The sequence below is a fragment of the Rhodococcus sp. Chr-9 genome, from assembly GCF_000801125.1.
Taxonomy (GTDB): Bacteria; Actinomycetota; Actinomycetes; order Mycobacteriales; family Mycobacteriaceae; genus Rhodococcus; species Rhodococcus pyridinivorans.
The window spans coordinates 91,597-104,430 of record NZ_JTIZ01000122.1 but is presented as its reverse complement, the minus strand read 5'-3'; the positions used below and the strand labels follow the sequence as shown (position 1 = coordinate 104,430).

The 12,834-nt window shown below is 68.9% G+C and carries 10 protein-coding genes; 2 read left to right on the top strand and 8 right to left on the bottom strand.

Annotated features, from left to right (window positions below; translation table 11 throughout):
* Positions 1-10: 10 nt before the first annotated feature.
* Complete coding sequence (locus QR64_RS19550) at positions 11-640, bottom strand: HNH endonuclease (protein WP_024100561.1); 630 nt, start codon at positions 638-640, stop codon at positions 11-13.
* 186 nt (positions 641-826) lie between these two features.
* Here QR64_RS19550 and QR64_RS19545 point away from each other — a divergent pair, with 186 nt between their 5' ends.
* Positions 827-1,219, top strand: a complete 393-nt coding sequence (locus QR64_RS19545; RefSeq protein WP_006551125.1) for a globin — start codon at positions 827-829, stop codon at positions 1,217-1,219.
* Between the two features lie 16 nt (positions 1,220-1,235).
* Here QR64_RS19545 and QR64_RS19540 read toward each other — a convergent pair whose 3' ends face one another.
* Complete coding sequence (locus QR64_RS19540) at positions 1,236-1,655, bottom strand: cupin domain-containing protein (RefSeq protein ID WP_006551124.1); 420 nt, start codon at positions 1,653-1,655, stop codon at positions 1,236-1,238.
* Between the two features lie 84 nt (positions 1,656-1,739).
* Between QR64_RS19540 and QR64_RS19535 the strand changes: the two genes are divergently transcribed.
* Complete coding sequence (locus tag QR64_RS19535; protein ID WP_039587360.1) at positions 1,740-3,377, top strand: glycoside hydrolase family 13 protein; 1,638 nt, start codon at positions 1,740-1,742, stop codon at positions 3,375-3,377.
* A 7-nt stretch (positions 3,378-3,384) separates the two neighbouring features.
* On the opposite strand, the gene QR64_RS19530 is transcribed toward QR64_RS19535, so the two are convergent.
* From QR64_RS19530 to QR64_RS19505, 6 genes are all read right to left on the bottom strand, one after another.
* Positions 3,385-4,113: a hypothetical protein gene (locus tag QR64_RS19530; protein ID WP_006551123.1), complete on the bottom strand. Its 729-nt coding sequence runs from the start codon at positions 4,111-4,113 to the stop codon at positions 3,385-3,387.
* 2 nt (positions 4,114-4,115) lie between these two features.
* The gene (locus QR64_RS19525) at positions 4,116-4,550 is read right to left on the bottom strand and encodes an acyl-CoA thioesterase (RefSeq protein ID WP_016691845.1); all 435 of its coding nucleotides are present in this window, start codon (positions 4,548-4,550) and stop codon (positions 4,116-4,118) included.
* A gap of 3 nt (positions 4,551-4,553) precedes the next feature.
* Entirely contained in the window at positions 4,554-9,362 is a 4,809-nt protein-coding gene (locus QR64_RS19520; protein ID WP_039586870.1) for an NAD-glutamate dehydrogenase, read from the bottom strand.
* A 140-nt stretch (positions 9,363-9,502) separates the two neighbouring features.
* Positions 9,503-9,925: an acyl-CoA thioesterase gene (locus QR64_RS19515; protein ID WP_019289031.1), complete on the bottom strand. Its 423-nt coding sequence runs from the start codon at positions 9,923-9,925 to the stop codon at positions 9,503-9,505.
* On the bottom strand, positions 9,918-11,591 hold the full coding sequence (gene ettA / locus QR64_RS19510; RefSeq protein ID WP_006551119.1) for an energy-dependent translational throttle protein EttA: 1,674 nt from the start codon (positions 11,589-11,591) through the stop codon (positions 9,918-9,920). The genes QR64_RS19515 and ettA overlap by 8 nt, the downstream gene beginning before the upstream one ends.
* Before the next feature lie 72 nt (positions 11,592-11,663).
* Entirely contained in the window at positions 11,664-12,794 is a 1,131-nt protein-coding gene (locus tag QR64_RS19505; RefSeq protein WP_411908092.1) for a lipase family protein, read from the bottom strand.
* Between the last annotated feature and the right edge of the window lie 40 nt (positions 12,795-12,834).

Sequence of the window (12,834 nt, the reverse complement as noted above, 5' to 3'; positions counted from 1 at the left end):
AACGGCCCGATCAGGCCGCGCCCTCCCCCAGATAGGGCAGCCAGGTGGGGTGCAACTCGGGCAGGGTGGCGAGCAGGCGCCAGTGCCGGCCCTTGGGCGGATTCGGCACCACACGCAGGGTCCATCCGAGTTCGGTGAGCAGCTTGTCGGCCTTGCGGTGGTTGCACGGCGCGCAGCATGCGACGCAGTTCTCCCAGGTGTGCTCGCCGCCTCGGCTGCGCGGCACGACGTGGTCGATCGTCTCGGCCTTGCCACCGCAGTAGGCGCACCGGTTCAGGTCGCGGTGCATGAGCGCGGCCCGGGTGAGCGGCACCCGCGCGTGATACGGAACGCGTACATAGTTGCGCAGACGGATCACCGATGGCAGCTGCACGGACCATTCTGCCGACCGCACCAGCGGGGCGAGCGGATCGTCGTGCACGGTATCGGCCTTGCCCCCGGCCATCAGGACCACGGCCCTGCGAGCGGGCAGGGCCGTGAGTGGCTCGTAGGTGGCGTTGAGCAGCAACACTCGACGTTTCAACCAGTCGGGTACCGTCGCGGTGCTGTCGTGCACCACGCGCAGTGTGGTAGCCCCCGGCACCCCTGCAGGGGCGTCCGCGGGCGGGAGTTGTCGATGCGAGCTGCTGCTGTGCTTCATACGACCTCCGAAAAGACTGGGAACAGTGGACCACGGATGCTCCCGAATCGCACCCCGAATCAGCGGACCGGTCCAGGTCGGGCCGGTGAACATCCGGTGACGGTCCCGCCCGGCACGGCTCGTCGGGCGGTGTGCGGTCGGGAGCGGGCACAATGGACGGTCGAGAGGGACGGTGAACGAATACAGATGAGTGACGAGCAGACCTTCTACGAGGCGGTCGGTGGCGCCGAGACGTTCCGCCGGCTCACTGCACGGTTCTACGAGGAGATCGCACGGGACGAGATCGTCCGGCCCCTGTATCCCGAGGAGGATCTCGGTCCGGCCGAACGACGCATGCGGATGTTCCTCGAGCAGTACTGGGGCGGCCCGCGCACCTACTCCGAGGAGCGGGGCCACCCGCGGCTGCGCATGCGTCATCATCCCTTCCGGATCGGGCCGCTCGAGCGCGACGCCTGGTTGCGCTGCATGCACACCGCGATCGCGTCGATCGACGAGAAGACGCTCGACGACGAGCACCGCCGGCAGCTCGTCGACTACATGAACATGGCGGCCGACTCGATGATGAATTCCCCCATCTGACCGAGGTCGGCGCAGCTCAGCGGCCCAGAATCCGGCGCAGGCGGTCCTCCACCTTCTGGGTGAACCGCGCCGCCGGCGACAGGTGACGACGCAGGACGGCGTGCTTGCGCACGTATTCGGGGACCTCCCACAGAGCGGTGGTCCCGGCTCGGAAGAGCGCCGCGTCCCCGGCACGCAAGGTGCGCGGCTCGGAGTCTGCGGACGAGACGATGACCGAGCCCTCCACGATGTGAACAATCTCGTCGACGCCGAAATGCCAGTCGAAGCGACCGGCCGTGCAGTCCCACACGTGTGTGGTGGTGGTGCGGTCGGCGCTGGTCGCCCACTGACCGCTGCGCGCCACGGGGGCGCCCTCGCGGATCCACGCAGGGTCGATCGGGTCGTCGCGCAGCTCCACGTCGTCCAACCGGACCGCGACGATCGATGTCGTATTCATGCCGTTCGTCCTATCATGCGGGCAGGCCCGGACGGAACGGCCGCGGCCACGTTCGCCCTGCCTTTCGCCCTGTCGTCTGACACGATGAGTCCCGTGGCCCACCCCGCAGCACCGACCTCCGGCCGAGGCGACCCGACGGCGCCGTGGTGGCGCAACGCGGTCTTCTACCAGGTCTATCCCCGCTCGTTCGTCGATGCGAACGGTGACGGCATCGGCGACCTCGCGGGGGTGCGCAGCCGCCTCGGCTATCTCGAACTGCTCGGTGTCGACGCGATCTGGCTCAACCCGGTGATGCGTTCACCGATGGCCGATCACGGCTACGACGTCTCCGATCCTCGCGACATCGACCCGCTGTTCGGGGACATCGCCGATCTCGAAGCGCTGGTCGCCGACGCCCACGCGCGCCGCATCCGGGTGGTGATGGACCTCGTGCCGAACCACGTCAGCGTCGAGCACCGCTGGTTCCGGGCCGCGCTCGAAGCCGGGCCGGGCAGCCGTGAACGCCGGCGCTTCCACTTCCGCGACGGGCGCGAACCGGACGGCAGCGCACCACCGAACAACTGGCCGAGCGTCTTCGGCGGGCCGGCCTGGACCCGCATCACCGAACCCGACGGCACGCCCGGTCAGTGGTATCTGCACGTCTTCGCTCCCGGGCAGCCCGATCTGAACTGGGACGACGAGGAGGTCGTCGAGGACCTCGACAAGACCCTGCGGTTCTGGCTGGACCGGGGCGTGGACGGTTTCCGGATCGACGTGGCCCACGGGATGGCCAAGCCCGCAGATCTTCCCGACCACGAGGGGTGGGAGACCAACGAACTGCTCGGGCACTCCCCCGCCGACCCTCGGTTCAACAATCCCGAGGTGCACGACATCCACCGCCGCATCCGGCGGGTCTTCGACGAGTATCCCGACTCGGTGGCGATCGGTGAGATCTGGGTCGACGACCACGAACGGTTCGCCGAGTACCTGCGCCCGGACGAACTGCATCTCGCTTTCGACTTCCACCTGACGCTGTCGGACTGGGACGCCGACGCCGTCCGCGACGCGATCGAGAAGGGCCTGGCGGCGGTGACGTCGGTGCATGCCTCACCGACGTGGACGCTGTCGAACCACGACGTCGACCGCGAGGTCACTCGGTACGGAGGCGGTGAGGTCGGGCTCGCGCGGGCACGCGCGATGATCCTCGTCGCCCTCGCGCTCCCGGGAGCAGTGTTCGTCTACAACGGTGCCGAACTGGGGTTGCCGAACGTCGACCTGCCCGACGAGGTGCTGCAGGATCCGGTCTGGGAGCGATCCGGCCACACCGAGCGCGGACGCGACGGATGCCGCGTGCCGCTGCCGTGGGAGGGCGAAACACCGCCCTTCGGGTTCACCTCCGCCGGGTCCGCGTGGCTGCCCCAGCCGCCGGAGTGGTCGGCGCTCACCGTTGAGAAGCAACTCGAGGATGCGGGCTCGACGCTCTCGCTGTACCGCCAGGCGATCGAGATCCGTACGGAGCGAAGGCGATCCATCAGCACGGAGCGAAGGCGATCCGAGGGCGGTGGGATCGGCTGGTACGGAAGCCCGGCGGGGTGCCTGGCCTTCCGCCGTTCCGACGGCCTGACCTGTGTTCTCAACGCCGGCGACGTCGCGGTCGATCTGCCTCCCGGCGAGGTGCTGCTCGCGAGTGCGCCGCTCACCGGACACGCACTGCCACCGGACACCGCCGCCTGGTTGGCGTGAGGCTCCCTCAGAGGACGCTCAGACCGAGCCCCCCGCCGCGGCGCAGATAGACCGACCCGAAGCGGGCGTCGAGGCGCATCCAGGTGGCGGACGCCCGGACCCGGACCACCTCGGCGGGATCGATACCCGTCGAGTCGACGCTGTCACGACCGGAACCCGGCACGAAGCCCATCGCACCGAGCGCGAACACCATGCGCATCGGCACACCCACGGTCGTCCCGGCACCGCTCACCTCGAGAACCTCTTGGGCGAGCAACGACGCCGGCGGTCCCTGCGCGCCGTGCTCGCGGGTGAGCGCGACGCCGCGTTGCGCGAGTGCGACGAGGATCCGTGCCGGCACGTCGTCGACGTGGACGTAGCCGTCGTCGGGTGGAAGTGCGCCGCGCCAGGCGGAATCCATCGCCCAGCCCGGGTCGACCTCGGTGCGCGGTTCGGACCCGGCGAGAAGCGCGGCCCGCAGCGACTCGGCGGCCACGCAGGTGTCGGCCGGAGCCACGGTTCCGCGGACGACGCGTCCGGCGAGCACCTCGAAACCGGTGCGTGTCCACACACCGAGCAATCCGTCGCCGCGGCGGCGCAACCGCACCACGGCAGCCTCGTCGAGACGCGCGGCCCGGGCCAGGAATGCGGCGAGGTCGACGCTGTCGTCGGGGTCGGCGAGCGTCAGAAGGCGCTCTGCGCGTCGGATCCGGTCGTCGGTCACGTCGGCCTCGTCCCTCGTCAATTGCGGTGCCACCGTCAGTTTCGTTGCCACTGACGCAGGAACTCGCGTTCGTCGTCGCTGAGCCGGCGCAGGCGCTGGGTCTCGATGTCGAACGCCGCGATCTGGGTGGACGCGACCACCGCCGGCGCCGAGTCGACCGGGGCACCGCCCGGCCGCACCTCGTACCCGATCGTGAAGTCGACCGCGCGTACCTTCTCCGTCCACATCAGCACGTCGAGCGGACCGTCGTCGTGGCGCAACTGCCCTCGGTAGCGGACGTGGAGGTCGGCGATGACGGCGCCTTCACGCAGATCGCGGGTGGGGCGGCCGTCGGCGAACAGCCACGGGATCCGCGCTTCTTCGAGGAGGGTGACCATCCGCGCGTGGTTGATGTGCTGGAAGACGTCCATGTCGGACCACCGCACCATCACCTCGGTGTGGAAACCGAACTGTTCGCCCGCACCGCTCACTCGTTACCTCCGATCGGATGCGCGCGTGCGCACCATGCCCCTGATCTGTCGTGCCGCCACCGAGAGGGTGGCGAGGTCCAGACTTCCAGACGCGAATATCTCGTCGAGCGCCGCCCTCGCACGGACGAGTTTGGAGCCGTTGGACGACTCCCAGTCCTCGATCATCTCCTCGGTCGACTCCCCGGGTTCGGCGCCGGCGAGCACGTCGAGGACGAGCGACCGCAACGAGCCGTACAGGTCTTCGCGCAGCGCGAGGCGTGCCAGCGAATGCCAGCGGTCGCCCCGCTCGAGACCGGAGACCGCCGTGAGCAGGCGGTCGACGCCGAGACGCGCGTCGAGGGCGTAGTAGAGATCGGCGACCTCCGCCTCGTCGCGCTGCTCTATGTCGGCGATGTCGATGACGTCGAGCAGCGGGAACTGGTCGAGGAGCCGGAAGACGACGCCCGTGAGCTCCTCCGGTGCTCCTCGTTCGAGGAGCGGGCGGGTACGACGAAGGAAGTCCTCGGCGTGGTGCCCGCGCATCCAGTCCGCGACCCGCGGTGCGAGACGCGCGAAGGCATCGCGGTAACGGCTGATCTCGGCACCGACCGCGAGGGGCTGCGGTCGCGTGGCGAGGAGCCGGCGCGACGCTCGGTCGAGCACGCGGCGGGATTCGAGCAGCAGGTCGTCCTCGATGTCGACAGGCAGCCCGGCGGCCCGGATCTCGTCCCACAGGGCCGGTAGCCCGAAGATGGTGGTGACGGCGGTGTAGGCGCGGATGGCGTCGGTCGCCGTCGCCCCGGCCTCCTCGGCGAGCCGGTAGACGTAGGTGGGGCCGCCGTTGTCGACCGTGGTGTTGGCCAGCATGGTCGCAACGATCTGCCGACGCAGCGGATGCGCCCGGATTCCGGCCCGGAACCGCTCGCGCAGAGCGGGCGGGAAGTAGGCGGGCAGGATCGACGCGAAGGTCTCGTTGTCGGGCAGGTTCGTGGCCAGCAGGTCGTCGACGAGGGCGAGCTTGACGTGGGCGAGGAGCTGCGCCAGCTCCGGCGACGTCAATCCCTCCCCCGCCGCTTCACGACGATCGAACTCGGCCTCGTCGGGCAGGGCCTCGAGGCCGCGGTCGAGTCCACGATCGAGTTCCAGGGCTGCGAGCATCCGACGGTGCACCCCCAGCAGGGACGGCGCGACGACCCGCTCGAGTCCGAGCACGGCGTTCTGCGAGATGTTGTCGGCGAGAACGAGTTCGGCGACGTCGTCGGTCATCGACGCGAGCAGCGGATTGCGGTCCTCCGCCGCGAGTTCGCCGGCGGTCACCATAGCGTCGAGGAGAATCTTGATATTGACCTCGTGGTCGGAGCTGTCGACGCCGGCCGAGTTGTCGATCGCGTCGGTGTTGATCTTTCCGCCGGCGCGCGCGAACTCGATGCGGCCGCGTTGCGTGACACCGAGATTGCCGCCCTCGCCCACGACCCGGGCACGCAGTTCCCGCCCGTCGACGCGCACGCCGTCGTTGCTCTTGTCCCCCACGTCCGCATGGGTTTCCGTCGACGCCTTCACGTAGGTGCCGACACCGCCGTTCCACAACAGGTCGACGGGTGCGCGCAGGATCGCGCGGATCAGTTCGGGCGGTGGGAGTGCGGTGACGTCGTCGGGCAGGTCGAGCACCGCACGCACCTCGGGACCGACGGGCACCGACTTGGCCGTCCGGTCCCACACCCCGCCCCCGGCCGAGACGAGTTCGGTCGAGTAGTCCTTCCACGACGACCGCGGCAGTTCGAACAACCGGCGCCGCTCCTCGAACGACCGCTCCGGATCGGGATCGGGATCGAGGAAGATGTGCCGATGGTCGAAGGCCGCGACGAGCCGGATGTGCCGGCTGAGCAGCATGCCGTTGCCGAAGACGTCACCGCTCATGTCACCGATGCCGACGACGGTGAAATCGTCCGTCTGCGGGTCGGATCCGAGTTCGCGGAAGTGACGCCGGACGCTCTCCCATGCACCGCGCGCGGTGATGCCCATCTCCTTGTGGTCGTAACCGGCGGAGCCACCTGACGCGAACGCGTCGCCGAGCCAGTAGCCGTATTCCGCCGCAACGGAATTCGCGAGGTCGGAGAATGACGCGGTGCCCTTGTCCGCGGCCACCACGAGATACGGGTCGTCGTTGTCGTGACGCACGACCCGCTGCGGCGGGACCGTGTCGTTGCGGGCGGCGTCGAGGTTGTCGGTGATGTCGAGCAGACCGGCGATGAAGCACCGGTAGCACCGCTCGCCACGCTCGCGGACGGCGCGCCGGTCCGCCTCGGCGTCACCGGTCGGACGCGGGGCGTGCTTGACGACGAAGCCACCCTTCGCACCCACGGGCACGATCACCGCGTTCTTCACGGCCTGCGCCTTGGCCAGGCCGAGCACCTCCGTGCGGAAGTCCTCCCGGCGGTCGGACCAGCGCAGACCACCGCGGGCGACGGGACCGAACCGCATGTGGACGCCCTCGACGCCCGGGGCGTAGACGAACACCTCGAAAGCCGGTCGCGGCTGGGGTAGTTCGGCGATCCGTCGCGGATCGAACTTGAGCGACAACGCCCGGCCGTCCGGGCGCTCGTGCCCGATACCGCCGGCCACGTAGAAGTTGGTGCGCAGGGTCGCACGGATCAACGAGAACAGTCCCCGGAGGATGCGGTCGGTGGCCAGGGCGGTCACCTCTGCGATCGTCGTCGTGAGTTCCTCGGCGATCTGCTGTTCGCGTTCGGCGGAGGCGTTCTCCGGATCGAATCGGGACTCGAACAGCCCGACGAGCAGCGCCGCGGTGTGGGGGGCGCCGAGCAGCACACCTTCGATGTTGTACTGGCTGTACGGAAATTCGGTCTGGCGCAAGTACTTCGCGTAGGCGCGGAGAAGCACGATCTGCTTCCAGGTGAGCCCGGCACGCAGCACGAGCTGGTTGAACCGGTCGGTCTCGACCGCCCCCCGCCAGGCCACGGTGAAGGTGTCGGTGAGACGATCCGCCAGGGTCGGATCGGCCTCCACGATGCCGTGCTCGATGTCCTCGGGCAGGCAGAGTCCGAAATCGTATATCCCGCACTCGATTCCGTCCGATCGCGGCAGCCGGTAGGGCCGCTCGTCGACGACCTCGACGCCGAGGCTCTGCAACACCGGGAGGATCCGGCCGAGGGTGACCGTCTCGTCGGCGATGTACAGGGTGAAACGCAACGACAACGGATCGTCGGAACCCGGACGGTACAGGTGCGTGTCGAGATCGCCGGAGTCGAGCGCTTCCAGACGCCGCAGGTCGTCCAGGGCACGTTCGGAGCCGAAGTCCTCCTTGTACGCCTCGGGCACGACCTCGGCGTACCGCTGCACCAGCAACGGATCGAGATCGCCGGTCGCGGCCGCCGCCTCACCGAGCCGATCGGCCCAGTTGCGGGTCACTTCCGCGAGCATCGCCTGGATCCGCAGGCGGTTCTCCTCGGAGGTGTCCACCTCGCGACGTGCGCGCCCGGAGAAACGGATCGTCACGTGCAGCAACGCGAGGTCACGTTCGGATACCCGCGCGGTGTAGTCGAGTACGCCGCCACCGAACTCGCGCAACAGGATGTCCTGGATCGCCACGCGCACCTTCGTCGTGTAGCGGTCGCGCGGCAGGTAGACGAGGCACGAGATGTACCGCCCGTAGGTGTCGACGCGGACGAACAACCGCACCTGCCTGCGGATGTCGACCACCGCCGTGACGGTCTCGTAGAGGGTGTCGGTGTCCATGGAGAACAGTTCCGCGCGGGGCACCGTCTGCATGATCTCGAGCATCGCCTGGCCGCTGTAGGACGACAGCTCGACCCGCGCCCGCGCGACGATCTCCCGCACCCGGCGCGAGACCACGGGGATGTCGAGGATGTTCTCGTGCAGAGCGGTCACGGTGAGGACACCGAGGAAACGATCCTCCCCGACGAGCGCGCCGTCGGCGTCGAGCCGGGCGACGCCGACGAAGTACGGATAGACGGAACGGTGCACGGTGGCGGGAAGCGCGCCCTGAGTGAGCACGAGCAGCGGGCGGCGGCACGTGCCGACCTCACCGGGCAGGTCGAGCGGGTCCGCGACCGAGGCATCGGTGCGCAGCACTCCCCTGCCGCTGCCGGGCACGGGCGTCGCGCGCACGTTGTCGTCGCCGCCGTCGGGAACGAAGTCGTAGCGCCGGTAGCCGAGAAGGGTGAAGTTCCCGCCGCTCAACCAGCGCAGCAGTTCGGCGGTCTCGGTGAGCTCGTCGGCCGTGTAGTGCGCCGGCGGATCGGCGGCCAGGCCGTCGAGCGCGTCCGCGAGGTCGCGCTGCAGGGCGTGCATCTTCCCGGAGTCCGACGCCACCTGCCGCACATCGGACAGTACGCGCCGCAGGCCGTGATCGATCTCCTCGAGCGATTCGTCGTCGACGGGCCCGCGCAACTCGATGTGCATCCACGATTCGGCGACTCCACCCGAGGCCCGTCCGCCTTCGTCGGCCAGGCGCTCGAGGTCGCCCTCGGCGGTGCGGCGCGCAGACAGGACGGGGTGGATGACCGTCGCCACCGAGACACCCAGCCGGGACAGCAGTGCCAGCACCGATTCGACGAGCAGCGGCATGTCGTCGGTGACGATCTGTACGGCGACACCCATGCCCTCGGTGCGGCGCACACCGACGACAGCGGTGCCCGGTGCGCGGCGACGACCGAGACGGACGTGCTCGAGCGCGGCCGCGCCGTGGTCCGTGGTGAACTCTCCGGAGCTCTGATAGATCCACTCGAGGACCGCCTCGGGAGAGGCATCACTGTCCGTTGCATTTGTCTGCACCACAGCCGGATCGGCCATCGACACCCTTCCTGCTCTGTCGGGCGGATACTCCGCGCGCCGCGGACGGACTCGTGATCGAGCCTATCCGCGGCGCGCAATCGGGGGGTCGGAACCGGCGGGTCGGGTAACAGCCGGGCCGGTCGACAGGATGTACCCGCTCAGCCGGTGGGCGTGACGGCGCGGTGCCGGTCGAGCACCGCCCGTACCTCGTCTGTCAACGGCTGCGACGTGTCGGTCTCGGGATCGAAGCCGACGAGCACGGTGTCGGCGACCGCGCACACCACGCCGTCCCGGTCGAGGATCGTCTGACGCACCGTGAACGAGCTCGTGCCGAGACGCAGCACCGTCGTCTCGACCTCGATCGGCGCCGAGGAATCCTTGATCGGACGCAGGAACTCGACGTCCATCTTCCGGAGCACGACGGCATCGCGGGCCGGCAGCTCGCTCCGGAAGAACTTGATGCGCCCTTCCTGCAGGTATTCCACGACCTTGGCGTTGTTGACGTGCCCGAGCCGGTCGGAGTCGCCCCAGCGCACCTCGACCGGGCACCGGTAGGGCCGGTGGCCGTTGCGCTCAGTCACGCGTGAGCTTCCGGTGCGTGACGCGGTGCGGACGTGCCGCATCGGCTCCGAGACGCTCGATCTTGTTCGCCTCGTAGGCCTCGAAGTTGCCCTCGAACCAGAACCACTTGCCCTCTTCGACGTTGCCCTCCCACGCCAGGATGTGGGTACAGGTGCGGTCGAGGAACCAGCGGTCGTGGGAGATCACGACGGCGCAACCCGGGAACTGCTGCAGCGCGTTCTCGAGCGACGACAGGGTCTCGACGTCGAGGTCGTTGGTCGGCTCGTCGAGGAGGATCAGGTTGCCGCCCTCCTTGAGCGTGAGCGCCAGGTTCAGGCGGTTGCGCTCACCACCGGAGAGCACACCGGCCGGCTTCTGCTGGTCGGGACCCTTGAACCCGAACGCGCTCACATACGCGCGCGACGGCATCTCGTTCTGCCCGACCTCGATGAAGTCGAGACCGTCGGAGACCACCTCGAAAACCGTCTTCTTCGGGTCGATGTTCGCGCGGTTCTGGTCGACGTAACTCAGCTTGACCGTGTCGCCCACCTTGACGGTGCCGCTGTCGGGCTCCTCGAGACCGACGATGGTCTTGAACAGCGTGGTCTTGCCGACGCCGTTGGGGCCGATGACACCGACGATGCCGTTGCGCGGCAGCGTGAACGACAGGTCCTTGATCAGGACACGGCCGTCGAAGCCCTTGTCGAGGTGCTCGACCTCGACAACGACGTTGCCCAGACGCGGCGGCGTCGGGATCTGGATCTCCTCGAAGTCGAGCTTGCGGTACTTCTCGGCCTCGGCTGCCATCTCCTCGTAGCGGGCCAGACGCGCCTTGTTCTTCGTCTGCCGTGCCTTGGCACCGGAGCGGACCCACTCGAGTTCCTCGCGGAGCCGCTTCTGCAGCTTCTGGTCCTTCTTGCCCTGGACCTCGAGACGCTCGGCCTTCTTCTCCAGGTAGGTGGAGTAGTTGCCCTCGTAGGGATGCAGCTTGCCGCGGTCGACCTCGCAGATCCACTGCGCGACGTGATCGAGGAAGTACCGGTCGTGGGTGACGGCCAGCACGGCGCCCGGATAGGAGGCGAGGAACTGCTCGAGCCACAGCACCGACTCGGCGTCGAGGTGGTTGGTGGGCTCGTCGAGGAGCAGCAGGTCGGGCTTGCTCAGCAGCAACTTGCACAGCGCGACACGGCGGCGCTCACCACCGGAGAGGTGGGTGACGGGCTCGTCCGGCGGAGGGCAGCGCAGTGCGTCCATGGCCTGCTCGAGCTGCGAGTCGAGATCCCACGCGTTGGCGTGGTCGAGCTCCTCCTGGAGCTTGCCCATCTCCTCCATCAGCTCGTCGGAGTAGTCGGTGGCCATGAGCTCGGCGATCTCGTTGAACCGGTCGAGCTTGACCTTGATCTCGCCGAGGCCCTCCTCGACGTTCTCCCGGACCGTCTTCTCCTCGTTGAGGGGCGGCTCCTGCTGGAGGATGCCGACGGTGGCCTCCGGATCGAGGAAGGCCTCGCCGTTGCTGGGCTGGTCGAGCCCGGCCATGATCTTGAGAATCGACGACTTGCCCGCGCCGTTGGGTCCGACGACGCCGATCTTCGCGCCGTGGTAGAAGCTCATGGTGACGTCATCGAGGATGACCTTGTCACCGTGCGCCTTGCGCACCTTCTTCATCGTGTAAATGAACTCCGCCATGACCACCAGCGTATCGGTCGACGGTCGATAACCCACATCGTGCGACCACGGGATGCCCGGGCCGCGCCCGCGTCAGCGCCGCAGCAGCTCCGCGACGAAGCCTGTCGTGTCGGGCAGCGACGCGAACATCGTCTCCGAGTGCCCTGTCGGATACGTCCGGAACTGCGCGTTCGCGCCCCCGGCCCACAGGTCCCCGATCAGTTCGAACGCGAGCGGCGCGGGCACCGTCGTATCGCGCAGACCCTGCGCGAGGAACAGTGGCCGGTCGTAACCACGGGTCGGCACCGCGACATAGTCGGTGAAGGCGGCGCGGAACCGGTCGTCGCTCAGCGGACGGGCGAGGACCTCGCCGACGCCGACCTCGCCGTAGCGGTCCATCAGGTCGTCGTAGCAGAGGCGTTCGGCGGTGTCGACGATCTCCCGTCCGAGGGGCGTGAGGTATCCGTCGAGGTTCAGGGCCGGATCGGCGTCGCGCAGGCCTGCGAAAATGTAGGCAGCGAAGGCGGTGAGTCCGTCGAGGCCGAGACCGGGGAAGCCCGGGAATCCGAGCGGGAACAGGTACTCGAGGTTGGACGGGGCGCCGGTCGTGAGCGTCCCGCGGAAGTCCAGTTCGGGTGCGCGGGTGGTCGCGGCGTGCGCGGTGTGCAGACCGGTGTGCCCGCCCTGCGACTGACCGATCACGACCCAGCGGTCGGACAGCGACGGTTCGACGGCGCGTCCCGCCCGCACGATGTCGATGACGCTGTTCGCGGCGCTCTGCCCGTCCAGATAGCGGTGCAGCCCGCCCGACCCGAGGCCCGGATAGTCGGCTGCCACGACGGCATAGCCCTGCCCGAGCCAGTGGTCGAGATAGGCAGTGTCGCGCGGTGTGCGCGGCAACCGCGAGGGCGCGCACGAATCGTCGAGACCGACGGTCCCGTGGGCCCATGCGACGACGGGCCACCCGCCCTCGGGCGGCGTGCCGGGAGGGATGAACAGTGCCCCGGTCGCCGTGGTCGGGGTGCCGTCGCGCCACTGCGTGGTGTAGGCGAGGACGCGAGCCGAGGACGCCCCGGGCAGGGACGATTCCGGGTCGAGCGTGGCGACCTCGACAACCTTTCCCGGCGCCGGGTTCGCGCCCACCGCGGGAGGTGACACGACGGTCGTCAGCAGTGCCAGAGCACCGGCGAGCAGCAGGGCGGGGACGTGCGTGGTACGGGTCACGCCGAGGACGATACGGACCGTCCGGCCGCGGCGTCCGTAT

Bases quoted from the DNA above. Each gene is read 5' to 3' on its own strand.
- QR64_RS19550 (WP_024100561.1), bottom strand. From the start codon at position 640: ATGAAGCACAGCAGCAGCTCGCATCGACAACTCCCGCCCGCGGACGCC.
- QR64_RS19545 (WP_006551125.1), top strand. From the start codon at position 827: ATGAGTGACGAGCAGACCTTCTACGAGGCGGTCGGTGGCGCCGAGACG.
- QR64_RS19540 (WP_006551124.1), bottom strand. From the start codon at position 1,655: ATGAATACGACATCGATCGTCGCGGTCCGGTTGGACGACGTGGAGCTG.
- QR64_RS19535 (WP_039587360.1), top strand. From the start codon at position 1,740: ATGAGTCCCGTGGCCCACCCCGCAGCACCGACCTCCGGCCGAGGCGAC.
- QR64_RS19520 (WP_039586870.1), bottom strand. From the start codon at position 9,362: ATGGCCGATCCGGCTGTGGTGCAGACAAATGCAACGGACAGTGATGCC.
- ettA (WP_006551119.1), bottom strand. From the start codon at position 11,591: ATGGCGGAGTTCATTTACACGATGAAGAAGGTGCGCAAGGCGCACGGT.